This window comes from Sanguibacter keddieii DSM 10542, assembly GCF_000024925.1.
Lineage (GTDB): Bacteria > Actinomycetota > Actinomycetes > Actinomycetales > Cellulomonadaceae > Sanguibacter > Sanguibacter keddieii.
Map to the genome: position 1 here is coordinate 1497170 of NC_013521.1, position 26578 is coordinate 1523747.

The following is a 26578-nucleotide window of genomic DNA, read 5'->3' on the forward strand; positions in this document are numbered from 1 at the left end:
GCGCAGCGGTAGGGCTCGCCCGGTGGACGAGCCCTGCCAACCGCGACTCACATGTCGCGGAACACCGTGATCTGCGCGCCGAGCGCCGTGAGGCGGTCGGCGAGGTCTTCGTAGCCGCGGCGGATCATGTAGACGTTGCGCAGCACCGACGTGCCCTGCGCGGCGAGCATGCCGAGCAGCACCACGACCGCGGGACGCAGCGCCGGCGGGCACATGAGCTCGGCGCCGCGCCAGCGCGTCGGCCCCTCGACGAGCACACGGTGCGGGTCGAGCAGGCGGACGTTGGCGCCGAGGTTGGTGAGCTCGGTGAGGTAGATGGCCCGGTTGTCGTAGGTCCAGTCGTGGATCATCGTGCCGCCCTCGGCAGACGCGGCGATCACGGCGAAGAACGGCAGGTTGTCGATGTTCACGCCGGGGAACGGCATCGCGTGGATCTTGTCGATCGGGGCCTTGAGCTCGCTCACGTGCGTCGTGATGTCGACCAGGCGGGTGCGGCCGTTGGTCGACATGTACTCGGCCGTCATGTCGTAGCGGAAGCCCATGGTGCGCAGGATCGCCAGCTCGATCTCGACGAACTCGATCGGCACGCGCCGGATGGTGATCGACGACTTCGTGACGATCGCCGCCGCCAGGAAGGTCATGGCCTCGACCGGGTCCTCCGACGGTGCGTACTCGATGTCGGTGTCGATCACGGGCACGCCGTGGACCACGAGCGTCGTGGTACCGACGCCCTCGATCTTCACGCCGAGGTCCTCGAGGAAGAAGCAGAGGTCCTGGACCATGTAGTTCGGGCTCGCGTTGCGGATGGTCGTCACGCCGTCGTGGCGGGCCGCGGCGAGGATCGCGTTCTCGGTCACCGTGTCGCCGCGCTCGACCAGGACGATGGCGCCGTCGGCCTGGCGGTCGCGGTCGACGTCCACGTGGTACTGCTCCTCGGTGGCGCGGACCTCGACGCCGAAGTGCCGCAGCGCGAGCATGTGCGGCTCGACGGTCCGGGTACCCAGGTCGCAGCCACCGGCGTAGGGGAGGGTGAAGGTCGGGCGGTCGTGGACCAGCGGGCCGAGGAGCATGAGGATGCTGCGGGTGCGGCGCGCGGCCTCCTGGTCCATCTCGTCGAGGGCGAGCGTCGCGGGCGGCTGGAGCACGAGGTCGCGGCCGTCCTCGGTCCACTCGGCGCTCACGCCGATGCTGCGCAGCACCTCGAGGATGCGGTCCACCTCGGCGATGCGGGCCACGCCGCGCAGCGTGGTGCGGCCGCGGTTGAGCAGGGATGCGCAGAGCAGCGCGACCGCGGCGTTCTTGGAGGAGCGGATGTCGACGGCGCCGCTGAGCTCGCGGCCGCCGTGCACGCGCAGGTGCATGACGTCGCTGCGGCCGAGCGTGAGGAGCTCGGCGTCGAGTGCCTCCGATATGCGTCGGACGGTGTCGAGAGAGAGGTTCTGGCCGCCCTTCTCGATCCGGTTGACCGCGCTCTGGCTCGTGCCGATCTTGTCGGCCAGGTGCGCCTGGGTCCAGCCGTGGAGCTTGCGTGCGTCGCGGATGAGGGTGCCGATACGGGCAGCGTCGATCGTCGTCATGCGAACCACCGTATCTCACACATGAGATAAAAGTGTGTGCAGTGTGCGGCGGGTTCCGGAGGAGGCCCGCAGGCCGTCCTCACCTGCGACGACGCTCGGCGCCCTGGTCGCGGCGGTTCGGCGCGCCCTGGCGGCACGGAGGGTCCGGGTACGACAAAGGCGCCGCCCCGACACGGGAAGCGACGCCTTGGGCGTGATCTCCGGCACCGAGGTGTCAGAGATCAGTGAGACTCACAGGCCGTTGACGGCCTTTGCAAGAGCCGACTTGCGGTTCGCGGCCTGGTTGGCGTGGATGACGCCCTTGGACACGGCCTTGTCGAGCTTCTTGGACGTGATGACAAGTGCAGCGACAGCAGCGTCCTTGTCGCCAGCGTTGACCGCGGTCCGCACACGACGAACGTGCGTGCGGAGCTCGGTCTTGATGGCGTTGTTGCGAAGGCGAGCCTTCTCGTTGGTGCCGATGCGCTTGATCTGAGACTTGATGTTAGCCACGTGAGGACTCTCTGGTGATTTCGCCGAAGCGAGTGAACAGGTCGTAGAAGGCGTTTCCAGGACCGGGACTGGGGTGGGGAACCCGTGGAGAGGTACTGGAATGGTGCCCGCCGACCCGGGCGGAGCACGCAAAGACCGAACCTACCAGATCGCCCCCGCTCCCGACAGGGGCCACGGGTGAGCCGTCGCCCACGTCAGACGTGCAGACGGCTCACGACGGAGGCGAACAGCTCGCGCGACACGATCGCGCCCTCGCGGCGGACCGCCGCGGGGTCGACCCGGACCACGCGGTCGAGCCGCACCTCGCTCGGGCGGCCCTCGTGGTCCCAGGTGCCCGCGCCGATGTCCATCCACCGCCTGCCGTGCCGGTCCTCGGCGGCGGCGTCGCGCCCGTGGTCCTTGCTCGTGAGCATGAGGCCGAGCAGCCACGGGCCGTCCCGGCCGACCAGCAGGACCGGGCGGTCCTTGCCGCGCGCGTGGTCCTCCTCGTACGGGACCCAGGTCCAGACGACCTCGCCCGGGTCGGGCTTGCCGTCGAGGTCGGGCGAGTACTCGGCCCGGACCGTCCCGGCGAAGTCGCCGGGATAGGTGGCCGGTGGTGCCTCGGGTCGTCGCTGCGTGGTGGTCCCGCGAGCGACGCCAGGGCTCGGGCGGCCCGGCCGTGTCGTCGGTCCGGCCGTCGTGCGCGGCCCGCGGTCGCTCGTCGCACGGGAGAGCCCGCTCAGCACGGCGCGGGCGACGCGGGCGGCGGTCGTGGTCCAGGGGGTCTTCGCCATCCTCGAACGCTAGCCCGGTTGTCAGCCGGCGGCAGATCTGCGCGACGCCCCGGGGGGGTGGTTGCGACTCACCCGCCCCTGAGGCAGTGTGGCCCGGGTCACACAACTCAGTGTGCGCCGGGCAACGACGCCCGGGGCATCTCCAGGAGGCGCGATGACCGACGCAGCTCAGACCCCCGTCTCACCCGACGACGGACCACCGACAGGTCCGCCGGGTGGAGGCGGTGGCCGACCGCAGGACCCCTCGACCGACCTCCTCGACTACGAGCAGGTGCAGGACAGCCCCGAGTTCCAGGCGCTCCGGCGCCGGTTCCGCCGCTTCGTCTTCCCGATGACCGCGTTCTTCCTCGTCTGGTACCTCACCTACGTGCTGCTCGCGGACTACGCGCACGGCTTCATGAGCACGCAGGTGTGGGGGAACATCAACGTCGGCCTGCTGCTGGGGCTCGGCCAGTTCGTCACGACCTTCGCGATCACCATGATCTACGCCCGCTGGGCCAACAAGAAGCAGGACCCCATGGCGGACGAGCTCCGTCAGCGCATCGAGGGACGTGATCTCGTATGACCGGCACCGTCTCCGCCGCAGGCACGGCCGACCAGGGCTACGTGCTCGCCGCCTCCGAGGACATCGGCAACCCGGTCGTCAACATCGGCATCTTCCTCGCCTTCGTGGCGGTCACCCTCGTGGTGGTGCTGCGGGCCTCGCGGACCAACAAGACCGCCGAGGACTACTACGCCGGCGGGCGCTCCTTCACCGGTCCGCAGAACGGCACCGCGATCGCGGGGGACTACCTGTCGGCCGCGAGCTTCCTCGGCATCGTCGGGGCCATCGCGATCAACGGCTACGACGGGTTCCTCTACTCCATCGGGTTCCTCGTCGCGTGGCTCGTCGCGCTGCTGCTCGTCGCCGAGCTGCTCCGCAACACCGGCAAGTTCACGATGGCCGACGTCCTGTCCTTCCGGCTCAAGCAGCGCCCCGTCCGCATGGCCGCAGCCCTGACGACGCTCGCAGTCGTGTTCTTCTACCTGCTCGCCCAGATGGCCGGCGCCGGGGGACTGGTCGCGCTGCTGCTGGGCATCGACAGCTCCGGCGGACAGGCCGTCGTCATCGCCGTGGTCGGTGCGCTGATGATCCTCTACGTGCTCATCGGCGGGATGAAGGGCACCACCTGGGTGCAGATCATCAAGGCCATCCTGCTCATCGCCGGCGCCGGGATCATGACCGTGTGGGTGCTCGCCAAGTTCGGCTTCAACCTCTCCGACGTGATCCAGGGCGCCATCGACACCTCCGGCATCGCCGGCCTGGCCGAGCCCGGCGCGCAGTACGGCGGCAGCGAGACGAGCAAGCTGAACTTCCTGTCGCTCGCCCTGGCCCTCGTGCTCGGCACGGCGGGCCTGCCGCACGTGCTCATGCGCTTCTACACGGTGCCCACCGCCAAGGAGGCCCGCCGGTCCGTGGTCTGGGCCATCTGGCTCATCGGCATCTTCTACCTCTTCACCCTCGTCCTCGGCTACGGGGCCGGGGCGCTCGTTGGCGCCGACACGATCAACGCCGCACCGGGTGGCGTGAACTCGGCCGCGCCGCTGCTGGCCTTCGCCCTCGGCGGCGAGATCCTGCTCGGGCTCATCTCCGCGGTGGCCTTCGCGACCATCCTCGCGGTGGTCGCCGGGCTCACCATCACCGCGGCGGCGAGCTTCGCGCACGACATCTACGCCTCCGTCATCAAGAAGGGCGAGGTGAACCCGGACGGCGAGGTCAAGGTCGCCCGGATGACCGTCGTGGTCATCGGGCTGCTGGCGATCGTCGGCGGCATCTTCGCCAACGGCCAGAACGTCGCTTTCCTCGTGGCCCTGGCCTTCGCCGTCGCGGCGAGCGCCAACCTGCCGACCATCATCTACTCGCTGTTCTGGAAGCGCTTCAACACCCGGGGAGCGCTGTGGAGCATGTACGGCGGCCTCGCGTCGTGCCTCGTGCTCATCACCTTCTCGCCCGTCGTCTCGGGCAAGACGGACGACGCCGGCAACAGCCTGTCGATGATCCGCGACACCGGCATCGACTTCGCGTGGTTCCCGCTCGAGAACCCCGGCATCGTCACCATCCCGCTCGGGTTCCTGCTCGGCATCGTCGGCACCCTCACCAGCCGCGAGAAGGGAGACAAGGCCAAGTACGCCGAGATGGAGGTGCGCTCCCTCACAGGCGCCGGCTCCGAGAAGGCCGCCACCAACCACTAGAGCGCGCACCCGCGCCCGTCCTCATGCCCGTGGCGCGCCCGCGCACCCCTCCGCGGAGGGGTGCGCGGGCGCGCCACGGGCATGAGAGGGGGTGGGGTGTGCGGGGTGGGGCGAGTGAGGGAGGGGTGGGGCGGTGCCACCTCGGTGTGGGGTCGTGGGACAATCGACCCGTGACTCCCATCCCCTCAGCGGCCAACCTCGCCCGTATCCAGCCCGCGGCCACTGCACCGGAGCTGCTCCGAAACTTCTGCATCATCGCGCACATCGACCACGGCAAGTCGACGCTGGCCGACCGCATGCTCCAGATGACCGGTGTCGTCGACCCGCGCGCCATGCGCGCGCAGTACCTCGACCGCATGGACATCGAGCGCGAGCGCGGCATCACCATCAAGTCGCAGGCGGTCCGCATGCCGTGGGAGGTCGCCGACGAGCACGGCGTGCCCACCGGCTACGCGCTCAACATGATCGACACCCCGGGCCACGTGGACTTCACCTACGAGGTCTCGCGCTCGCTCGCCGCCTGCGAGGCCGCGGTGCTCCTGGTCGACGCCGCGCAGGGCATCGAGGCCCAGACGCTCGCCAACCTGTACCTCGCCATGGAGAACGACATGGCGATCATCCCGGCGCTCAACAAGATCGACCTGCCGGCAGCCCAGCCCGAGAAGTACGCGGAAGAGCTCGCGAACCTCGTCGGCTGCGAGCCCGAGGAGGTCCTCCAGATCTCCGGCAAGACGGGTGTCGGCGTCCCCGCGCTGCTCGACCGCATCGTGCTCAAGACCCCGGCGCCGGTCGGCGACCCGGACGCCCCGGCCCGCGCGATGATCTTCGACTCCGTGTACGACACCTACCGCGGTGTCGTCACCTACGTCCGCGTCGTCGACGGCAACCTCGCCCCGCGCGAGCGCGTCATCATGATGTCGACCCGGGCGACCCACGACCTCCTCGAGATCGGCGTCTCGTCCCCCGAGCCCATCCCGACCAAGGGGCTGGGCGTCGGCGAGGTGGGCTACCTCATCACCGGCGTCAAGGACGTCCGCCAGTCCAAGGTCGGCGACACCGTCACCAACGCCGCGAAGCCGGCCGACGACGCCCTCGGCGGCTACTCCGACCCCAAGCCGATGGTGTTCTCCGGCCTGTACCCGGTCGACGGCTCGGACTACCCGGTGCTGCGCGACGCGCTCGACCGCCTCAAGCTCAACGACGCCGCGCTCATCTACGAGCCCGAGACGTCCGTCGCGCTCGGATTCGGGTTCCGTGTCGGCTACCTCGGCCTGCTGCACCTCGAGATCGTGCGCGAGCGCCTCGAGCGCGAGTTCAACCTCGACCTCATCTCGACGGCCCCGAACGTCATCTACGAGGTGACCATGGACGACAAGTCTGTCGTCACGGTGACCAACCCGAGCGAGTTCCCGGGCGGCAAGATCGGCGAGGTCCGCGAGCCCATCGTCAAGGCCACCGTCATCGCGCCGTCGGAGTTCATCGGCGCCGTCATGGAGCTGTGCCAGGGCCGCCGCGGCGAGCTGCAGGGGATGGACTACCTCTCGGCCGACCGTGTCGAGATGCGCTACATCCTCCCGCTGGCGGAGATCGTCTTCGACTTCTTCGACCAGCTGAAGTCGCGCACCCGCGGGTACGCCTCCCTCGACTACGACGTGATCGGCGAGCAGGCGGCCGACCTCGTCAAGGTCGACATCCTGCTCCAGGGCGAGCAGGTGGACGCCTTCAGCGCGATCGTGCACAAGGACAACGCGTACTCGTACGGGCTGTCGATGGTGGGCAAGCTGAAGAACCTCATCAACCGTCAGCAGTTCGAGGTGCCCATCCAGGCCGCCGTCGGCGCCCGGATCATCGCGCGCGAGACCATCCGCGCCATCCGCAAGGACGTCCTCGCCAAGTGCTACGGCGGAGACATCTCCCGCAAGCGCAAGCTCCTCGAGAAGCAGAAGGAGGGCAAGAAGCGCATGAAGACCATCGGGTCCGTCGAGGTCCCGAAGGAAGCCTTCATCGCCGCCCTGACCTCCGAGCAGACGGAGTCCCGAGACAAGAAGAAGTGAGGCAGTCGTGACCCCGGCTCTCCCCGACGGCGACCCGGCTCCCGACGACGGCACGCTGCCCACCTGGGTGGCGTCCGGCGCAGCCGACCGCCGGTTCGGCGTCTACATGCACGTCCCGTTCTGCACCGTGCGGTGCGGGTACTGCGACTTCAACACGTACACCGCGAGCGAGCTCGGCGGTGGCGCCAGCCAGTCCGCGTACGCGACGACGGCCGTCTCCGAGATCGAGATGGCCGGGCGTCTCATGGACGCGGCCGGTCTGCCGCGCCGTGAGGTGTCGACCGTGTTCGTGGGTGGCGGCACGCCCACCCTGCTGCCCGCCCGCGACCTCGCGACGATGCTGGCGGCCGTCCGCAGCACCTGGGGGCTCGCGGACGACGTCGAGGTGACCACCGAGGCGAACCCGGACTCGGTGACCCCGGAGTCCCTGGCGGTCCTGGCCGACGCCGGGTTCACCCGTGTCTCCTTCGGTATGCAGTCGGCGGTCCCGAGCGTCCTCGCGACCCTCGAGCGCACCCACGACCCCCGCCGCATCCCGGACGTGGTGCGCTGGGCGCGGGACGTCGGCCTCGACGTCTCGCTCGACCTCATCTACGGCACGCCGGGGGAGACCCTCGACGACTGGCGCACGAGCGTCGAGTCGGCGCTCGCCACGGGCGTCGACCACGTCTCGGCCTACGCGCTCGTGGTCGAGCAGGGCACCAAGATGGCCGCCCAGGTGCGTCGCGGTCAGCTCACGCTGCCCAACGAGGACGACCAGGCCGCCAAGTACGAGCTCGCCGACGACCTCCTCACCGAGGCGGGCCTCGGCTGGTACGAGGTGTCCAACTGGGCGCGCACCGTCGACGGCGTGCAGCGCGCGTGCCGCCACAACCTCGCCTACTGGCGCGGGGACGACTGGTGGGGCGTGGGCCCCGGGGCGCACTCCTACCTCGGCTCCGACGTGCCCGGCACACGTGGCCTGCGCTGGTGGAACGTCAAGCACCCCGTGCGCTACGCCAACCGCCTCGCGGAGGGCCTCAGCCCGTCGGCCGGCCAGGAGACCATCGGCGACGACTCGGCCCAGCTCGAGCGCGTCATGCTCGGCGTCCGCCTGCGCGAGGGCTTCGCGACGGCCGACCTGTCGCCACGAGCACGGAAGGCCGTCGCCCAGCACGTCGCCGACGGCCTCGTCGACGGCCGCGCGGCCATCGCGGGCCGTGTCGTGCTGACCCGCCGCGGGCGCCTCCTCGCCGACACCGTCGTCAGAGACCTCACCGACTGACGATGGCTGCCTCGACGCCTCGTGAGCCACGCCCGACCCCCGGACCGTCGACCACGGTCCGGCAGCTCGGTCGTGTCCGGATGCCCGACGGGCTCGAACGTCTCGACCGACCGGCGATGCCGGTCGGCACGGTCCGCAAGCCCGTCGCGCCCCGCACCTCGTCGCGCCCGCCGCGCATCTACGGCCTCGACTCGCTGCGCGCCGTCGCGGTCCTCGCCGTGGTGGTCTACCACTTCTTGCCGGCCCTGCTGCCGGGCGGGTTCATCGGCGTCGACGTGTTCTTCGTGCTCTCCGGGTTCCTCATCACCACCCTGCTGGTGCGCGAGCGGGTGCAGACCGGTCGCGTGTCCCTGCGGCACTTCTGGACCAGACGGGTCCGACGCATCATCCCGGCGATGGTGGCCGTGGTGGTGGTGTGCACCGCCGCGGCCGGCGTCATCGGCGGCGACGTGCTGGTGGGCATCAAGCTCCAGGTGCTCGGCGCACTGACATTCGCGAGCAACTGGTTCGCGATCGCCCAGGGCACCTCGTACTCCGCCGACCTCACGCCGCAGCTCTTCGCGAACTTCTGGTCGCTGGCCGTGGAGGAGCAGTTCTACCTCTTCTGGCCACTCGTGCTCCTCGCGGTGTTCTCCGTCCGACGGTCGCGTGCCACGGGGCTCGTCGTCACGGGCCTGTTCGCGGTCGGGTCCGCCGTGTGGATGGCAGTCGCCGTCGACCCGTCGGGCGACCCGTCCCGCGTGTACTTCGGCACCGACACCCACCTCTTCGGGCTCATGGCCGGTGCGTTCTTCGCGCTGTGGTTCGCCCCGCGCACCCCGCGGGACACCCCGGTGGTGCCCGACGACGACCTCTTCGCGGGGGAGTCGCTGCTGCCGGTGCAGAGCCGGTTCGCGCGCTGGTTCCCCCCGTCGCGGCGCCGGTGGTCGCGTCACGCCCTCGGGCTCGTCAGCGCGCTCGGACTCGTGGTCCTCTCGCTCACGATGTCGATCGACGACTCCTTCACGTACCGCGGCGGGCTGGTCCTGGCGTCGCTGTTCTCGCTCGGGCTCATCGCCTTCCTCATCCGCAGCCAGCCCCTGGCCCGGCGTGTCGAGGTGTCGCCGCTGCGCTGGGTGGGTGTGCGCTCCTACGGCATCTACCTGTGGCACTGGCCGATCGTGGTGATCGTCGCCAGCCTCATGGGTGCCGAGAACCCCGGCCGGTCGAGCTCCTGGTCCGTCGCCCTGGTCGCGACGGCCGTCACGGCGCTGGCCGCCTGGGTCTCGTACAAGTATCTCGAGCGGCCGGTGATGATCGCCGGGATCCGTGCGCTCGGTACGCGCGTGACCGGCCGCGCACGACGCCTGCTCGCCTCGGTGCGCGCCGAGCGCAGCGCCCCGACGCGCTCCTTCCGGGCCCGGGCGCGCCTGGTGGTCGTCTCGGTCGCCGCGCTCGGCCTGGTTGCCGCCGTGGTCCTGGCCGGTGTCCGCGAGCCGACCACGTCCTCCCTCGAGGCGCAGATCCTCGAGGGCGCCGCCGCGGCGCAGCAGGCCAACGAGGCCCAGCCCGCGCCGACCCCGGAGCCGTCGGCCGACCCCTCGGCGGACCCCTCCGCCGACCTGTCGGGCTCGCCCAGCCCCTTGGCAGAGCCGTCGCCCGAGCCCACGGGGCCGCCGCCCGGCGACCAGGTGACCGTCATCGGCGACTCGGTGAGCCTCATCAGCGTCCCGTCGCTCCAGGCCGCGCTGCCCGGGGTCTTCGTCGACGCCGAGGTCTCCCGGCAGATGAGCACCGTGCCGGAGATCGCCACGGTCCTGCGCGACGCCGGGGCCCTCCGCGAGTACGTGGTGGTCTCGCTGGGGACCAACAGCACCGTCACCGAGAAGACCATGGACGACGCCCTCGCGGCCATCGGACCGGACCACCGGGTGGTCCTGGTGACTGGCTCGGCGGACCGCAGCTGGATCGGCCCGACGAACGACCAGATGCGCGCCGCGGCCGAGCGTCACCCCGGTGTGGTGGTCGCCGACTGGGAGGCCGCGGTGGCCGCGCAGCCCGACGTGCTCGGCAAGGACGGCGTCCACCCGGGCGCCGCCGGGCAGGAGCTCTACGCGCGTACCGTCGCCGACGCGCTGGTCCGTGCGGAGGCGCAGGGCGTGACACAGCCCTAGCCTGGGGGTTTGTTCTTCCCTACGCTGTGGGGAGACGTTCCCGCGCCCGGGCCGACCGCACCTGCGGACGAGCACGTGCGGAGCCGACGACAGAGGAGTCGAGATGAGCGAGAAGACGCCGGACGACGGCACGCAGGACCCGTACGCCCAGGCGGGCTACCCGCCGCCCCCCGCGGGATCGACCCCGCCCCCGCCGGCAGGCCCCGGCCAGCCGCCGACCTACGGCCAGCCGCAGCCTCCGGCCTACGGCGAGCAGCCCGGCTACGGCCAGCAGCCGCCGGCCTACCCGCAGCCGCCCGCCTACGGCCAGCCCGCGCCGGGGCAGCAGCCCCCCGCCTTCGACAAGCAGCCGGGCGACCAGTCCTACGGCGGCGACCAGTACTCGACCGGTGGCTACCCGCCGCCCGGTGGCGCCTACCCGCCGCCCAGCGCCCCGCCCATCTCCGCCGGTCAGTACGGCGCGGCCGAGTCGCCCGTGCCGGACGGCTTCCGCTACGGCTGGCAGAAGTTCACGCAGAACCTCGGGCCGATCCTGCTGGCGCTCGTCGCCTACGCGGCGATCCTCATCGTGGCGAGCATCGTGTTCTTCTCCGTCCTCGTCGGCACCGGGGCCACCACCGACGGTGACATCGGTGCGGCGGGCGTCGCGGGGCTCGGCTTCGGCTTCGTCGTCTTCACGCTGATCATCCTGGTCCTCGCGCTGCTCGCCCAGGCGGGCATCATCCGCGGCGCGCTGGCCATCACGCACGGCCGCCAGGTGACCGTCGGCGACTTCTTCTCCTTCTCGCGGATCGGCGCCGTGCTCGTCACGGTGCTGCTCGTGGGCCTGGCGTCGACGATCGTCAGCTTCACGGGCGTCGGCCCGATCATCGTGAGCTTCTTCGGCCAGTTCGCGCTGCTGTTCGTCATCGACAAGGGCCTCGGCCCGATCGAGGCGATCAAGGCGAGCGTCCAGCTCGCGATCCGCAACTTCGCACCCGCGATCCTGCTGTTCGTCTTCGTGTACCTCGCGACAGCCGCTGGCGCGATCGTCCTCCTCGTCGGCCTGCTCGTCGCCGTGCCGGTCTCGATGATCGCCACCGCGTACGTGTACCGCCGGCTCATCGGCGAGCAGCCGGCGGTCTGAACCGACCGAGCGCGCCTGCTCGACGCACGACGCTCGACGCACGACAGAGGCCGTACCCCGTCGCCGGGGTACGGCCTCTGTGCTGTCGTCAAGAGCGCGGGGCACCTGGCGAGGGCGTGCCCGGTGCGTCCGGCGCTCAGTCGGTGACGGTCACGAAGTCGATGAGCTCCTCGACGCGCCCCAGGAGCGAGGGCTCGAGGTCGGCGTAGCTGCGGACCGTGCCGAGGATCTTCTTCCAGCCGAGCGCGACGTCCGTCTGGTTCTCGGCCGGCCACCCGAGGCGCTGCAGGATCCCGTACTTCCACTCGGTGCCGCGGTCGATCACGGGCCAAGCGTCGAGGCCGACGCGCTGCGGTCGCACGGCCTGCCACACGTCGACGTAGGGGTGACCGAGCACCTTGACGTTCCCGCCGGGGAACCGTCGCAGCACCTCGTCGGTGATGCGCTGCTCCTTGCTCCCAGGCACCAGGTGGTCGACGAGGACCCCGACGCGGCGGCCCTTCGAGGGCTTGAAGTCGACGAGCGCCTCCTCGAGGTTGTCGACGCCCTCGAGGAGCTCGACGACCACGCCCTCGACCCGGAGGTCGTCGCCCCAGACCTTCTCGACCAGCTCGGCGTCGTGGCGCCCCTCGACCCAGATGCGGCTGCCGCGCGCGACGCGGGCCCGGGCGTCGGCGACGACGCGGGACCCGCTCGCGGTGCGCGTCGGGGCGGCGGGCGCGGTCGAGGTGACGGGTGGGGTGAGGGTCACGGGCGCGCCGTCGACCCAGAATCCCGGACCGAGCGAGAAGGTGCGGGTGCGCCCGGCGCGGTCCTCGAGGACCACGACGTGCATGCCGCCGGACTTCTCGACCCGCGTCACGGCGCCGACCCACCCGGACATGACCTCCTCGACGACGAGGCCGCGCTCGGCGGCGACCGGTCGCGAGGTCGGGCGGCGCACCGAGGGGTGGGGGCCGGAGGCGAGGACGTCCTGGGAGTAGCGGTCTGAGCTCACCGCAGCAGGCTAGCCGCCGGGCGTGCTCGCCCGGCGGAGCCTCGCCGACCACGAGGCTCCGCCGGGGATGACGTCAGACGAAGGCGTCCGAGGTCTCCATGAGCCGCGACCGGATGATGAAGCGCACGCCCTCGGGGCTCTCGACCGAGAACCCGGACCCGCGCCCCGGGACCACGTCCACCGTGAGGTGGGTGTGACGCCAGTACGCGAACTGCTCGGTCGACATCCAGAACTCGATGGACTGCGGCTCCACGCCACCCTCGGTGCCGTCCTCGCCGCCGCTCTCGGAGATGTCGAGGTGCCCGAGCAGCACGTCGGCCGCGGAGGTGAAGAGCTCGCCTGCCGGGTAGCACATGGGGGAGGACCCGTCGCAGCACCCTCCGGACTGGTGGAACATCAGCGGCCCGTGCTGCTCCCACAGCCGTCGCAGCAGCGCGACGGCGCTGTCCGTCGCGGCGACCCGCGACTGCGTCTCGCCCTCGATGACGACGTCGGCCTCGATCATGCGGTCCTCCTCGGGTCCTCAGGTGCTCGGCTGCTCAGGTGGTGCGGTACCCGGTCCTAGAAGAACCCGAGGGCCGACTCCGAGTAGCTCACCAGCAGGTTCTTCGTCTGCTGGTAGTGGTCGAGTGCGAGCTTGCTGTTCTCCCGCCCGATCCCCGAGCTCTTGTACCCGCCGAACGCCGCCCCGGCCGGGTACGCGTGGTAGTTGTTCACCCACACGCGACCCGCCTTGATGTCGCGCCCGGCCCGGTAGGCGAGGTTCCCGTTGCGCGACCACACGCCTGCCCCGAGGCCGTACAGCGTGTCGTTGGCCTGCGCGATCGCGTCGGCGTAGTCGTCGAAGCTCGTCACCGCGACGACCGGACCGAAGATCTCCTCCTGGAAGATCCGCATCGAGTTCTGCCCCTCGAAGATCGTCGGTGCCACGTAGTACCCGTCGGTGAGGTCACCGCCGAGGTCCACGCGCTCGCCGCCGAGCAGCAGCCGGGCTCCCTCCTGCTTGCCGATGTCGATGTAGCTGAGGATCTTCTCGAGCTGGTCGTTCGAGGCCTGCGCCCCGACCTGGGTGTCGGTGTCGAGCGGGTTCCCCTGCACGGCCTTCTTGGTGCGGTCGAGCGCGTCGGACAGGAACGAGTCGTAGATGGGCTTCTGGATGAGCGACCGCGACGGGCAGGTGCAGACCTCGCCCTGGTTGAAGGCGAAGAGCACGAAGCCCTCCTGCGCCTTGTCGTAGTACGCGTCGTTCTTGTCGGCCACGTCCTCGAAGAAGATGTTCGGGCTCTTCCCGCCGAGCTCGACGGTCGAGGGGATGAGGTTCGCGCTCGCGTACTGGAGGATGAGGCGGCCCGTGGTCGTCTCGCCGGTGAAGGCGATCTTGCGGATCCGCGGGCTCGAGGCGAGCGGCTTGCCGGCCTCGAGGCCGAACCCGTTGACTACGTTGAGCACCCCGGGCGGGAGGATGTCGCCGATGAGCTCGATCAGCACGAGGATCGACACCGGTGTCTGCTCGGCCGGCTTGAGCACGATCGTGTTGCCGCCGGCCAGCGCGGGCGCGAGCTTCCAGGTGGCCATGAGGATCGGGAAGTTCCAGGGGATGATCTGCCCGACCACACCGAGCGGCTCGGCGTAGTGGTAGGCGACGGTGTCGTTGTCGAGCTCGGTGAACTCGCCCTCCTGCGCGCGGATCACCGACGCGAAGTACCGGAAGTGGTCGGCGGCGAGGGGTAGGTCGGCGTTGAGGGGTTCACGGACGGGCTTGCCGTTGTCCCAGGTCTCGGCGACCGCGAGGAGCTCGAGGTTCGCGTCGATGACGTCGGCGATCTTGTTGAGGACGTCGGCGCGCTCGGTGCCGGTGGTCTTGCCCCACGACGGGGCGGCCTTGTGGGCGGCGTCGAGGGCGGCCTCGATGTCCTCGGCGGTGCCGCGCGCGACCTCCGCGAAGGGCTTGCCGTTGACGGGGGAGATGTCCTCGAAGTACTGGCCCTTGACGGGGGCGACCCAGCGGCCGCCGATCCAGTGCTCGTAGCGGGACTTGAAGGTGACGAGGGCCTCGGGGGTGCCGGGGGCTGCGTAGACGGTCATGTGTGCTCCTTCGACGACGCTGTCAGGGAGGTCGCCCGGCGGTGACCGGGCTCGTCGTCGACGCTACGCGCGAGCAGGTTGCATCGAGTTGCACGGTGCCCCGCGGTCAGCCGAGAGCCACCTCGAGGTCCTCGAGGTGCGCCACGACCGCCGCCCGGCGCGGCGAGCGGGCCGGGAGCAGCCGCAGGCAGGTGGTCCACAGCTCGACGTCGGCGGCCCCCTCGTCGGTGCGCGCGTAGGCCAGGAGGGTGTCGACCCCGGCGTCGGCCAGCAGGGACTCGCGCAGGCGTCGGCTCACCTCGGTCCGGACGTCGTCGACGCCGGGGGCGCGCGAGCCGGGCAGGACGGGGCCCACGTAGCCGGCGAGCGCGACGCGGTGCGCCCCGCGGTCGAGGAAGGCGAGCACCTGCGAGGCGTCGAGGTCGAGGTGCCCGCCGAGACGGTAGGGGCGGGAGAGGACGTCCGGCCCGGACTCGCCGAGCGCTCGGCGCAGCCGCACCATCTCTGCGCGCAGCGTCACGACGGCGTCGTCCCGACCGTAGACCGCGACGGCCAGCTCGTCGGCCCCGAGACCGCGCGGGTGCCAGGCGAGGAGCGTGAGGATCTCGGCGTGCCGACCGGTCAGGGCCACCGTGCGCCCGGCGGTCTCGAGGAGCGCGTCGGTCCTGCCCAGGACGCGCAGCAGGGCGCCTGTCCCCGGAGGCGGGGCTGCGGCCGGAGCAGCCTGCGGCACGGCTCCCGTCAGGGGGCGCGGGGAGAGCCGCCGCACGGTGAACCCCGACGGGCGGCGCGCAGGACGCCGCGCCAGCCGGTCCTCGAGGGTCAGCAGGTGCAGCTCGGCCTCGACCGCCAGGGCCGTCGCCTCGACGAGCGCGAGGGTGGTCGGGGCGACGGCGTCGTCCCCGCCCGTGATGTCGATGACGCCGAGCAGCGCGCCCGTCGCGCGGTCGTGGACCGGCACGGCCGTGCAGCTCCACGGGTGCACGATCCTGCTGAAGTGCTCCGCCCGGCGGATCTGCACCGCGCGGTCCAGGACGAGCGCCGTCCCCGGGGCGTTGGTGCCGACGGCGCGCTCCGACCAGTCCGTCCCGGCCACGAAGCCCATGCTCTCCGCGCGGCGGCGCACGTCGTGGTCGCCGTCGACCCAGAGCAGCCGACCCGCCTGGTCGCCGACGGCGACCATGAGGCCGGTGTCCGTGGTGTGCCGGACGAGGAGGGTCTCGATCGTCCCGAGGACACGGGTGAGGGGGTGCTCGTCCTGGACGGCACGCAGACCGTCGTCGAGCAGCGTCGGCTCGGGGACCGCGTCGGGGTCCAGCCGAGAGGCCGTCGACCGCAGCCAGGAGTCCTGCACGAGCGGCCTCACGCCGCCGGGCCACGCTGCCGGGGGATGCACGCGCCGACCTCCGTCCGTCGTCCGCCGCGCTCCGTCGCGCAGCGGTCCAGGTCGTCTCTGACGATACCGGCGGACCGTGCTGGTGTCAGCGCCAGACGCCACGTGCGGTCCGACGGTGCCCTGGCGTAGAATTAGCACTCCGGCGTGCCGAGTGCTGATCGAGCCCTTGCCGCCGGCCGTGAGGTGCCGCGAGGTGTCACGAGCACGACGGGCACCACCATGAGGACGAGGCACGACGAAGCACGACGAGCAAGGAGAGGTCTGTGGCGGCGAGCGACGAGCGACGGCTGGACGTCCTGCGCGCCATCGTCGAGGACTACGTCCACACCCGCGAGCCCGTCGGGTCCAAGGTCCTCGCCGAGCGGCACAGCCTCGGCGTCTCGCCCGCGACCATCCGCAACGACATGGCGGTCCTCGAGGAGGGCGGCTTCATCGCCCAGCCGCACACCTCGGCCGGACGCGTGCCCACCGACAAGGGCTACCGGATGTTCGTCGACCGCCTCGCCGGGGTCAAGGCCCTCAGCGCCGCCGAGAAGAACGCGATCGAGACCTTCCTCAACGGCGCGGTCGACCTCGACGACGTCGTCACCCGCGCCGGCCGGCTGCTCGCCCAGCTCACCGGGCAGGTCGCCGTCGTCCAGTACCCCTCGCTGCGCCGCTCCGGCCTGCGGCACCTCGAGCTCGTCGTCCTCGGCGAGCGACGCCTCCTCGTCGTCATCATCACCGACACCGGACGCGTCGAGCAGCGCACCCTCGAGCTCGACGCGACCCCCGACGAGCTCGTCCTCGTCGCGCTGCGCGCCCGGCTCAACGCCGCGGCCGCCGGCCGACGCCTGCCCGAGCTCCGGACAGCCCTCGACGCGCTCGCGGACACCTTCGCCCCGGAGGACCAGCCGCTCGTCGCGCGGGTCGCCGAGGTCGTCACCGACACGCTCTCCCAGGAGGGCGAGGAGCGCATCGTGCTCGCCGGGACCGCGAACCTCGCGCACGCGAGCATGCGCTTCGAGCACGCGCTGCGCCCGGTCCTCGAGGCGCTCGAGGAGCAGGTCGTGCTGCTCAACCTCCTCACGGAGATGGGCGACCACTCGTCGGGCGTCAACGTGCGGATCGGCCACGAGACGCAGCTCTCCGGCCTGTTCGAGACCTCGGTGGTCACCACGGGCTACGGCTCGGACGGCGACGCCGTGGCGACCATCGGCTCGATCGGCCCCACCCGCATGGACTACCCCGCGACCATCGCCTCGGTCCGCGCGGTGGCCCGCTACCTGTCACGGATCCTCGGTGCCTGAGGCCCGCGCGGCGCACGGCACCGGCTCCGCCGGGCGCCCTGCAGGGCACCGGGTGCCTGACGTGACGCACGCGATGAAACACATTCCCCCGTCCAGACGTTGCAGAGTTCAGAGCGAGCACCGCGGTGCCGCGACGGACCGCCGAAGCAGCCCCCACCGACGAACGGCAGAGATCAACCAGTGAGCGACTACTACGAGGTGCTCGGTGTCGACCGCGACGCCAGCCAGGACCAGATCAAGAAGGCGTACCGCAAGCTGGCGCGCGAGCTGCACCCCGACGTCGCGGGCCCGGACGCCGAGGACAGGTTCAAGGACGTCGGTCGCGCCTACGAGGTGCTCTCGAACCCCGAGAAGCGCCGCTCGTACGACATGGGCAACGACCCGTCGGCGCCCGGCGGCGGCATGAACGGTGGCGGCGGCTTCGGCTTCCAGGACATCTTCGAGACGTTCTTCGGCGGCGGGCAGCAGCAGCGGGGCCCGATCCCGCGCTCGCGCCGCGGCCAGGACGCCCTGGTGCGCCTCGACATCGACCTCTCGGAGGCTGCCTTCGGTGCGCGCCGCGACGTCCAGGTCGACACCGCGGTCATCTGCGGCACCTGCTCCGGCTCGTGCTGCCGACCCGGCACCTCGCCGCGCACCTGCGACGTCTGCAACGGCCGTGGGACCGTCCAGCGGGTCGCCCGCTCGTTCCTCGGGCAGGTCATGACGACGGCGCCGTGCGCCGCCTGCCAGGGCTTCGGCACCACGATCCCCGAGCCCTGCGCCGAGTGCTCCGGCGAGGGCCGCGTCCGCAGCCGCCGCACCGTGGCCGTCGAGGTCCCGGCCGGCGTCGAGACCGGCAACCGCATCAAGCTCACCTCGCAGGGCGAGGTCGGCCCGGCCGGCGGCCCCGCCGGCGACCTGTACCTCGAGATCCGCGAGCGCAAGCACGAGACCTTCCTGCGTCGCGGCGACGACCTGCACTGCACCCTCGAGGTCCCCATGACGGCGGCGGCCCTCGGCACGGTCATCGAGCTCGAGACGCTCGACGGCCCCGAGTCGGTCGACCTGCGCCCGGGCACGCAGCCGGACCAGGTCATCACGCTGAAGAACCTCGGTGTGGGCCACCTCCACGGCAGCGGGCGCGGCGACATCAACGTGCACGTCGAGGTCCAGGTGCCCACCTCGCTGTCCGAGGAGCAGGCGGAGCTCCTCCGCCAGCTCTCGGTGCTGCGCGGCGAGGAGCGTCCCGAGGGGCGCGTCGCCGCAGCCCACCCGGGTGTCTTCAGCCGGCTGCGTGAGAAGCTCTCAGGACGCTGATGAGTGCGCCGGTCTTCCTGGCCGAGTCCGGGAACCTGGGTGGGCTGACCCAGGGTGACACCTACGTCCTCGACGGTCTCGAGGGACGCCACGCGGGCGTGGTCCAGCGGCGCGGCGTGGGCGAGCGCATCGACGTGGTCGACGGCGCGGGCCTGCGGCTGACCTGCCGGGTCACGGCCGTCCAGGCCGCCGAGGTGACCCTCGAGGTCGTCGAGTCGGTCCAGGAGAGCACCGACGGCGTGTCCGTGGTGCTCGTGCAGGCCCTCGCCAAGGGGGACCGGGACGAGCTCGCGATCGAGGCGGCCACCGAGGCCGGCGTCGACGCCGTGCTCCCGTGGCAGGCCGAGCGCTCGGTCGTGGTGTGGCGCGGCGACCGTGCCGCGAAGTCGCGGGCCCGCTGGGTCGCGACGGTGCGCGCGGCCACCAAGCAGGCCCGGCGGGCGAGCCTGCCCGGTGTCGGCGAGGTCGTCGACGCCAAGGGGCTCGCGGCACGGACCGCGCAGGTCGTCGCGTCGGGCGGCGTCGTGGTGGTCCTCCACGAGGAGGCGACCCTGCCCATCGCCCAGGTGCCCCTGCCGGCACGTACCGGTGACGCGGTCGCCGAGGTCCTCGTGGTCGTCGGCCCCGAGGGCGGCATCAGCGACCGGGAGTGCACGCTGCTCACCGAGGCCGGGGCGACGCTCGCCCGGCTCGGGCCGCACGTGCTGCGTACCTCGACCGCCGGTCCGATCGCCGTCGCGCTGCTGTCCGAGCGCCTGGGCCGGTGGGCGTGAGGGGGCGAGCCGACGGCCGTCCCGCCAGCGGTGCCGGATTCCGCCTGACGATGTCGTGCTCAGCGGATAGCCTCGAGGTATGACCACGAGCGCACCCGAGCCCGACTGCCTGTTCTGCTCGATCGTCGAGGGGAAGATCCCCGCGGAGATCGTGGCGCGCAGCGAGAACGTCGTGGCCTTCGCAGACATCAACCCGCAGGCACCCGTGCACGTGCTGGTCGTGCCGACCGAGCACCACGGGGAGGTCGCTCAGCTGGCTGCCGCCCGGCCCGAGGTGCTCGCCGAGCTCGTCGCGCTCGCCGAGCAGGTCGCGGGGGAGCAGGCCGACGGCCAGTTCCGCCTCGTCTTCAACTCCGGCCCACAGGCCGGGCAGTCCGTCTTCCACGTGCACGGTCACGTGCTCGGCGGCACCAGCCTCGGCGGCCGGTTCGCCTGACCGCCCCGCCCGCCCGGCCGCCCTGCCCGGCGCCGAGCAGTCCTACACTTGACCACCGCACGACCGCTCCACCAGACGTACGACCACCCATCTGACCCGAAGGACCGAGAACACCGCCCTATGACAGCTGCAGAGAGCACTGGTGGCACCCTCCCCACCGACGTCGAGCACCGCATCGTCGTCCCGGCGGACGTGTCCATCGCCAGCCTGCTGGGCCCGGTCGACTCCGTGCTGCGCGCCCTCGAGGCGGGCTTCACCACGGTCGACGTCCGGGTCCGCGAGGACGAGATCGTGCTGCGCGGCCCGGTCGGGGACGTCGCGCTCGCTGCGCGGCTCGTCGACGAGCTCGTCGAGGTGGCCCAGTCGGGCGCGCCCCTGTCGGCTGACGTCGTCACCCGGTCCATCGCGATGCTCACCGCCTCGAGCATCACCCGACCGGCCGAGGTGTTCTCCCTCGACATCCTGTCGAGCCGGGGCAAGAGCATCCGCCCCAAGACGGCCGGCCAGAAGCACTACGTCGACGCGATCGACGCGAGCACCGTGACCTTCGGCATCGGACCGGCGGGCACCGGCAAGACGTACCTCGCGATGGCCAAGGCCGTCCAGGCGCTCCAGGCCCGGCAGGTGCACCGCATCGTGCTGACCCGCCCGGCGGTCGAGGCCGGCGAACGGCTCGGGTTCCTGCCCGGGTCGCTGTCGGACAAGATCGACCCGTACCTGCGCCCGCTGTACGACGCGCTGCACGACATGATCGACCCGCAGTCGATCCCCAAGCTCATCGAGGCGGGCACGATCGAGGTCGCCCCGCTGGCCTACATGCGCGGGCGCACGCTCAACGACGCGTTCATCATCCTCGACGAGGCCCAGAACACCTCGGTCGAGCAGATGAAGATGTTCCTCACACGTCTGGGCTTCCAGTCGAAGATGGTCATCACCGGCGACGTCACGCAGGTGGACCTGCCGGGCGGCACGCAGTCCGGGCTGCGCGTCATCGAGGACGTCCTCACGGGCGTCGACGACATCGAGTTCTGCCGCCTGTCCTCGACGGACGTGGTCCGGCACCGTCTCGTCGGTGACATCATCGAGGCCTACTCCCGGTGGGACGTGTCCACGGCCCGCCACACCACCCGTCAGGACCCCCGGTCGAGCGACCGGACCACCGAGAAAGGCCACCGCAGGTGAGCATCGAAGTCAACAACGAGTCCGGCTACGAGGTCGACGAGGCCGAGTTCGCCGCCCTCGGACGGTTCGTCCTCGACGAGATGCACGTGCACTCGCAGACCGAGCTGTCGATCCTCTTCGTCGGCACCGAGGTCATGAGCGAGCTGCACGTCCAGTGGATGGACGAGCCCGGCCCCACCGACGTCCTCTCCTTCCCCATGGACGAGCTCCGCCCGGGGCGCGAGGGCGAGGTCACCCCCGCGGGGCTGCTCGGCGACGTCGTCGTCTGCCCCGAGGTCGCCGCGATCCAGGCCCAGGGGGCCGGTCACTCGACCGTCGAGGAGATGCTCCTGCTCACCACGCACGGCATCCTGCACCTGCTCGGCTACGACCACGCCGAGCCCGAGGAGGAGAAGGAGATGTTCGGCCTGCAGCGCCGCCTCCTGCTCACGTTCCTCGCGGGGCGTCCTACCGGATGAACATCCTCGACGACGCACCGGTCGGCCTGCTCGTCGTGCTGGCCGTCGTCGGGATCCTCCTCGCCGCGCTGCTGAGCGCGGGCGAGGCGGCGGTCACCCGGATCAGCCGCTCGGCCGTCGCGGAGATCGTCGACAACCGCCGGGACCTCGCGTACCGGGTCCAGCGTCTCGTCGCAGAGCCGGCCCAGACCGCGGCCTCGGCCGCGTTCCTGCGGGTGTTCGCCGAGATGCTCGCCACGGCGTGCATCACCGTGTGCTTCGCGGCCTTCGTCGACGAGTGGTGGCTGGTGCTGGTCCTCGCGGTGGTGGTGAGCGCGCTCGTCGCGCTCGTGCTGGTGCGCATCAGCCCGCGGACCCTCGGCCGCCACCGCCCCGCGCAGACCCTCGTGCGGCTCTCGGCGCTGCTGTCTGTCGCCCTCACCGTCGCCGGACGCGTCACCTCGCTCACCAGCTCGGCCCGCACCAACGCCGAGGCGGAGGACGAGCACGAGCTGCGCGACATGGTCGACCGGGTCAACGACTCCGACGTCATCGAGGACGACGAGCGCATGATGCTGCGCTCGGTGTTCGGGCTGAGGTCCACCACGACCCGCGAGGTCATGGTCCCGCGCACCGACATGGTGACGGTCGCCGCCTACACCCCGCTGCCCAAGGCGCTCAACCTCTTCCTGCGGTCCGGCTTCTCGCGCGTGCCCGTCGTCGGCGACTCCGTCGACGAGCTGCTCGGCGTCGTCTACTTCAAGGACGTCGTGCGCGTGCTCAACGACGCCGAGGACGGCGCGTCGCGCACGGTCGGCAAGGTCATGCGGCAGGCGACCTTCGTCCCCGAGTCCAAGCCCGTCGACGACCTGCTCCGCGAGCTGCAGGGCGCGTCGTCGCACATCGCGCTGGTGGTCGACGAGTACGGCGGCATCGCCGGGCTCGTGACCATCGAGGACGCGATCGAGGAGATCGTCGGCGAGCTCACCGACGAGCACGACGCCGCCGCGCCCGAGGTCGAGGAGACCCAGCCGGGGACCTACCGGGTCCCGTCCCGCATGCCCGTCGACGAGCTCGGTGAGCTGTTCGACCTCGAGATCGACGACGACGACGTCGACACCGCCGGAGGGCTCCTCGCCAAGGCCCTCGGCAAGGTGCCGCTGACCGGCGCGACGGCCGACGTGCACGGGGTCCACCTCGTCGCCGAGCGCGTCGACGGCCGACGGCGCCAGCTCGCCACCCTTCTCGTCTCCCGGAGCGAGGCCGGAGACCCGGTCACCACCCAGGAACGACGAGTGACCGACGACCACCGTGCGCGCGACGACCGCCGCACGAACCGCACCCAGCAGGAGACCGAATCATGAGCCGCACCCCCACCGACGCGCCCGAGGGCGCCGTGCACCGGTCAGGCTTCGCCTGCTTCGTCGGCCGCCCCAACGCGGGCAAGTCGACGCTGACCAACGCGCTCGTCGGGCAGAAGGTCGCGATCACCTCGGACCGTCCGCAGACCACGCGCCACACCATCCGTGGCATCGTCAACCGACCCGACGCGCAGCTGATCCTCGTCGACACCCCGGGTCTGCACCGCCCCAGGACGCTCCTCGGCGAGCGGCTCAACGACCTGGTGCGCGACACGCTGTCCGAGGTCGACGTCATCGCGTTCTGCCTGCCGGCCGACCAGAAGGTCGGCCCGGGTGACCGCTACATCGCGAACCAGCTCGCCGAGCTCAACCGCGGCCGCCGCGGGACCCCGGTCATCGCCGTGGTGACCAAGGCCGACCTCGTCACCCACGAGCAGCTCGCCCTGCACCTGCTGTCGGTGGACCAGCTGGGGGAGTGGGCGGACATCGTCCCCGTGTCCGCCAAGGGCGGCTACCAGGTGGGCACCCTCGCCGACGTGCTCGTCAAGCACCTCCCGGAGGGCGGCGAGCTCTACCCGGACGGTGAGCTCACCGACGAGCCCGAGGCCGTCATGGTCGCCGAGCTGGTCCGCGAGGCCGCCCTCGAGGGCGTCCGCGACGAGCTCCCGCACTCCCTCGCGGTCGTGGTCGACGAGATCCTGCCGCGCGAGGGCTCCAACGGCTCCAACCCGCTGCTCGACGTGCGGGTGAACATCTTCGTCGAGCGGGACAGCCAGAAGGCCATCATCATCGGCCGCGGAGGCTCGCGCCTGCGGCACATCGGCACCGAGTCCCGTCGCGGTATCGAGGCGCTGCTGGGGAACCGGGTGTACCTCGACCTGCACGTCAAGGTCGCCAAGGACTGGCAGCGCGACCCCAAGCAGATGCGCCGACTGGGCTTCTGACCTCCCCGCCCGCGGACGGGCATGGGGAGTTCTACCGGGGGTCAGACGGTGCACCGCGCCACGATGTGGTCCATGCTCTTCGGTGAGACGTGTCGCGCAAGGACATCCGTGCCGGTCACGAGCGCGTCAGCCAGGGACGCCGCCCGCTTTCTCTCGGGAGCGGTCGGCGGCTGGTCGTGCCACCGTGAGGCAGGCGCGCCGGACACCGGGCACGCGCACGCCACGGCAACGACGAAAGGGAGAACATGAGCCACGAAGGCCAGGCGCCAACGCCCGGCGGGTACCCGCAGCAGGGGCCGCCGCCGCAGAACCCCTCGGACCCGGCGCCCCAGCCGGGCCAGCACGTGCCGCAGCAGGGTCAGCCCGGCGAGCACGGTCAGTACGCCCCGCAGCAGGGTCAGCCTGGCCAGTACGCTCCCCAGCAGCACCAGGGACAGCCTGGCCAGCCCGGCCAGTACGCACCGCAGCAGGGCCAGTACCAGGGCCAGCCCGCTCAGCAGGGCCAGTACGCTCCCCAGCAGGGCCAGTACCCGGGTCAGCCTGGCCAGCAGGGTCCGCAGGGCCAGCCCGGGCAGTACGCGCCGCAGGGCCAGCACGGCCAGCAGGGCGGCTACGCGCCCCAGGCGCCGTCCGCCCCGCGTCCCAACCCCTTCAAGGGCATCCCCGTCGCCGACTTCGTCCGTGACGGCGTCGCGGCGCTGCTCCTGCTCGTCTCGCTCGCCCTCTGGGTGACCGGCGGCGAGAAGATCGGCGACAGCTTCCACTTCGTCGTCATCATCGTCACCGTCGTCTCGGTGCTGTCCCTCGCGCTGCCGTACCTGGCACGTGGCGGTGTCTTCCCGGCCACGTGGACGGTGCACCAGACGCGCCTGGCCCGCCAGGTCGCGAACGCGCCCTACGCCCTCGCGGTCGTGGTCTACGTCGTCCTCGACATCTTCAAGGTCGGCGACGTCTACGGCGTCGGCACGGCCTTCGCGCTCGGTCTCGCCGGTGCCGTCCTCGCGGCGCAGCCGCGCGAGACGGAGATGGGCCCCGAGAACCTCGACCTCGCCGCGCCCAAGACGTGGCGCGCGGTCACCCTCGGCCTCGCCGGCCTCGCGGCCGTGACCATGCTCATCTCGCTCGTGATGTTCCTCGTAAACGCCGGCGACTACAACGGCGCCATGTTCGTGGTGTCCGGCATCGTCGCCTGGCTGTTCCTCGTCGGGTTCGTCGGGTGGGCCGTCTACGGCGTGCTCGTCGAGCGCTCCCCGTCGTGGCGCCTGCTCCTCGTGGGCCTCGGCATCTCGCTCGTCGTGATCTTCCTCTTCGGCTCGGGCGACTCCAGCTCGTTCCTGCAGGTGCAGTCGGTGCACGCGCTGTTCTTCGTGGCGCCGCCCACCATCCTGTCGTTCCAGGCCGGTCTCGGCGCGATCTTCCTGCCGGCGATCGCCGCCGCGGTCTCCTCGCCCGCCTTCCGCCGCACGCTACGCACCGAAGAGCCCAGCACCACGTGGGTCCGCGTGGCGGTGCACGCGCTCGACTACCTCGCGATCGTCGCCGTCTCGGCGTCCGTCCTGTCTGCGCTGTGGATCGGGATCCCGGGTCGTGACCAGGTGGACGTGGGCCTCGGTGGCCTCATCACGTCGATCATCCTCGGCCTCGTGGTCGCGGGTGGAGCGGTGTACGCACGCCTCACGCTCGCGTCGCGCCCCGCCAACGGCCGCAACCTGGCCCTCGGTGCGGCAGGCCTGGCCTTCGTGATCGGCATCGTGCTCCTCGTCATCGCGCCGAAGCTCTCCAACGGCTTCAGCGAGCACAAGCTCGTCGCCGAGGGACACCTGCTCCTCGCCTTCGCGCTCCCGGCGATCGTGGCCTTCGCGCTCACGGTGCCCAAGGAGATCCGGACGTACTTCGCCGAGAACCGTCCGGCACCCCGCGCCGCCGGCCAGGCTGCCTACCAGTGGAGCCAGCCGCAGGGCGGGCAGCCTCAGCATGGCCAGTACGGTGCCCAGCAGCAGGGTCAGTACGGCGCGCCCCAGGGTCAGTACGGCGCTCCGGCGCAGGGTCAGTACGGAGCCCCGCAGCAGCAGGGTCAGTACGGAGCCCCCGCCCAGGGGCAGTACGGCGCACCCCAGCAGGGCCAGTACGGCGCACCGACCGGTGCGTACGGGACCCCGACGGACCAGGGCTCGCCCGAGGGCGGCTACGGCTCGGCCCCCGTGGCCCAGCAGCCCGCTGCTGACCAGCAGTGGCAGGCGCCGAGCGCGTCGGCTGCCCCGGACAGCGAGATCGACCAGGACACCCACCTCGCGGGCTACGCCCCGGGTGTCTCGGCCGCGTCGGTGAGCGAGCAGCACGAGGCTCCGCAGCAGCCGTCGTCCTCCGAGGGCTCGCAGCCGGTGGCGCAGTCGGCCCCGGCTCCCGTGGCCCCGGCCGCGTCGCACGGCTACACGGCCGAGCAGGCCCTCGACCCGTCGACCACGGGTCTGGTCCTGTCGCAGATCGTCCAGGAGGCGCCCGAGCTGCGTCCCCAGGTCGCTGCCAACCCGACCACGTACCCGGCGCTCCTCGACTGGCTCGGCCAGCTCGGTGAGCCTGCGGTCGACGAGGCGCTCCGCAACCGCCAGGCCTGACGGCCTCAGGTGACCCGAAGAGCCCAGACGCCCCCGCGGCGGCTGGGCTCTTCGGCTCCCAGGCCGGCAGAGCCGGCCCATCGTCCCCCC

At 71.5% G+C, this 26578-nt stretch carries 22 protein-coding genes; 15 read left to right on the top strand and 7 right to left on the bottom strand.

Translation table 11 applies throughout. The features are described 5' to 3' along the window. Positions 1–47: 47 nt before the first annotated feature. The 3 genes from SKED_RS06520 to SKED_RS06530 form a co-directional block, all read right to left on the bottom strand. Positions 48–1577: a UDP-N-acetylglucosamine 1-carboxyvinyltransferase gene (locus SKED_RS06520; protein ID WP_012866339.1), complete on the bottom strand. Its 1530-nt coding sequence runs from the start codon at positions 1575–1577 to the stop codon at positions 48–50. A gap of 231 nt (positions 1578–1808) precedes the next feature. Further along, complete coding sequence (rpsT, locus tag SKED_RS06525; protein WP_012866340.1) at positions 1809–2069, bottom strand: 30S ribosomal protein S20; 261 nt, start codon at positions 2067–2069, stop codon at positions 1809–1811. A gap of 194 nt (positions 2070–2263) precedes the next feature. After that, positions 2264–2845: a type II toxin-antitoxin system PemK/MazF family toxin gene (locus SKED_RS06530; protein ID WP_012866341.1), complete on the bottom strand. Its 582-nt coding sequence runs from the start codon at positions 2843–2845 to the stop codon at positions 2264–2266. Between the two features lie 154 nt (positions 2846–2999). Here SKED_RS06530 and SKED_RS06535 point away from each other — a divergent pair, with 154 nt between their 5' ends. The 6 genes from SKED_RS06535 (at position 3000) to SKED_RS20670 (ending at position 11674) form a co-directional block, all read left to right on the top strand. Further along, the gene (locus SKED_RS06535) at positions 3000–3410 is read left to right on the top strand and encodes a DUF485 domain-containing protein (RefSeq protein ID WP_012866342.1); all 411 of its coding nucleotides are present in this window, start codon (positions 3000–3002) and stop codon (positions 3408–3410) included. Next, entirely contained in the window at positions 3407–5077 is a 1671-nt protein-coding gene (locus tag SKED_RS06540; RefSeq protein WP_012866343.1) for a solute symporter family protein, read from the top strand. The genes SKED_RS06535 and SKED_RS06540 overlap by 4 nt, the downstream gene beginning before the upstream one ends. Positions 5078–5247: 170 nt before the next feature. After that, complete coding sequence (gene lepA / locus SKED_RS06545; protein ID WP_012866344.1) at positions 5248–7131, top strand: translation elongation factor 4; 1884 nt, start codon at positions 5248–5250, stop codon at positions 7129–7131. 7 nt (positions 7132–7138) lie between these two features. Continuing rightward, a complete protein-coding gene (gene hemW / locus SKED_RS06550) occupies positions 7139–8395 on the top strand; it encodes a radical SAM family heme chaperone HemW (RefSeq protein ID WP_012866345.1) in 1257 nt (418 codons plus the stop codon). Positions 8396–8397: 2 nt separating this feature from the next. Further along, a complete protein-coding gene (locus tag SKED_RS06555) occupies positions 8398–10548 on the top strand; it encodes an acyltransferase family protein (RefSeq protein WP_012866346.1) in 2151 nt (716 codons plus the stop codon). A 103-nt stretch (positions 10549–10651) separates the two neighbouring features. Then, a complete protein-coding gene (locus SKED_RS20670; RefSeq protein WP_012866347.1) occupies positions 10652–11674 on the top strand; it encodes an integral membrane protein in 1023 nt (340 codons plus the stop codon). Positions 11675–11810: 136 nt separating this feature from the next. On the opposite strand, the gene SKED_RS06565 is transcribed toward SKED_RS20670, so the two are convergent. The 4 genes from SKED_RS06565 to SKED_RS06580 form a co-directional block, all read right to left on the bottom strand. After that, a complete protein-coding gene (locus SKED_RS06565) occupies positions 11811–12671 on the bottom strand; it encodes a DUF3097 domain-containing protein (protein WP_012866348.1) in 861 nt (286 codons plus the stop codon). A gap of 73 nt (positions 12672–12744) precedes the next feature. Further along, complete coding sequence (locus SKED_RS06570; protein ID WP_012866349.1) at positions 12745–13176, bottom strand: DUF779 domain-containing protein; 432 nt, start codon at positions 13174–13176, stop codon at positions 12745–12747. Positions 13177–13232: 56 nt separating this feature from the next. Then, the gene (gene exaC / locus SKED_RS06575; RefSeq protein WP_012866350.1) at positions 13233–14756 is read right to left on the bottom strand and encodes an acetaldehyde dehydrogenase ExaC; all 1524 of its coding nucleotides are present in this window, start codon (positions 14754–14756) and stop codon (positions 13233–13235) included. Positions 14757–14862: 106 nt separating this feature from the next. Then, positions 14863–16152 carry a GAF domain-containing protein gene (locus SKED_RS06580; protein ID WP_143755680.1) on the bottom strand — a complete coding sequence of 430 codons (1290 nt, stop codon included), beginning with the start codon at positions 16150–16152 and terminating at the stop codon, positions 14863–14865. 263 nt (positions 16153–16415) lie between these two features. On the opposite strand from SKED_RS06580, the gene hrcA reads away from it, so the two are divergent. The 9 genes from hrcA to SKED_RS20490 all read left to right on the top strand — a co-directional run bounded on the left by hrcA (position 16416) and on the right by SKED_RS20490 (position 26488). After that, complete coding sequence (gene hrcA, locus SKED_RS06585; protein ID WP_012866352.1) at positions 16416–17441, top strand: heat-inducible transcriptional repressor HrcA; 1026 nt, start codon at positions 16416–16418, stop codon at positions 17439–17441. A 180-nt stretch (positions 17442–17621) separates the two neighbouring features. Next, a complete protein-coding gene (gene dnaJ, locus SKED_RS06590; protein WP_012866353.1) occupies positions 17622–18740 on the top strand; it encodes a molecular chaperone DnaJ in 1119 nt (372 codons plus the stop codon). After that, positions 18740–19513, top strand: coding sequence for a 16S rRNA (uracil(1498)-N(3))-methyltransferase (locus tag SKED_RS06595; RefSeq protein ID WP_012866354.1), 774 nt, complete (start codon positions 18740–18742; stop codon positions 19511–19513). The genes dnaJ and SKED_RS06595 overlap by 1 nt, the downstream gene beginning before the upstream one ends. A gap of 79 nt (positions 19514–19592) precedes the next feature. Further along, positions 19593–19949, top strand: a complete 357-nt coding sequence (locus tag SKED_RS06600; protein ID WP_012866355.1) for an HIT domain-containing protein — start codon at positions 19593–19595, stop codon at positions 19947–19949. Between the two features lie 120 nt (positions 19950–20069). Next, the gene (locus SKED_RS06605) at positions 20070–21131 is read left to right on the top strand and encodes a PhoH family protein (protein WP_012866356.1); all 1062 of its coding nucleotides are present in this window, start codon (positions 20070–20072) and stop codon (positions 21129–21131) included. Beyond that, positions 21128–21589 (top strand): rRNA maturation RNase YbeY, encoded by a 462-nt coding sequence (ybeY, locus tag SKED_RS06610; RefSeq protein WP_012866357.1) that lies wholly within the window; start codon positions 21128–21130, stop codon positions 21587–21589. Before SKED_RS06605 ends, ybeY begins: the two co-directional genes overlap by 4 nt. Then, positions 21586–22932, top strand: coding sequence for a hemolysin family protein (locus tag SKED_RS06615; protein ID WP_012866358.1), 1347 nt, complete (start codon positions 21586–21588; stop codon positions 22930–22932). Before ybeY ends, SKED_RS06615 begins: the two co-directional genes overlap by 4 nt. Beyond that, positions 22929–23873: a GTPase Era gene (gene era / locus SKED_RS06620; RefSeq protein WP_012866359.1), complete on the top strand. Its 945-nt coding sequence runs from the start codon at positions 22929–22931 to the stop codon at positions 23871–23873. Before SKED_RS06615 ends, era begins: the two co-directional genes overlap by 4 nt. Before the next feature lie 245 nt (positions 23874–24118). Further along, positions 24119–26488, top strand: a complete 2370-nt coding sequence (locus SKED_RS20490) for a DUF7937 domain-containing protein (RefSeq protein WP_217167952.1) — start codon at positions 24119–24121, stop codon at positions 26486–26488. Positions 26489–26578 lie beyond the last annotated feature (90 nt).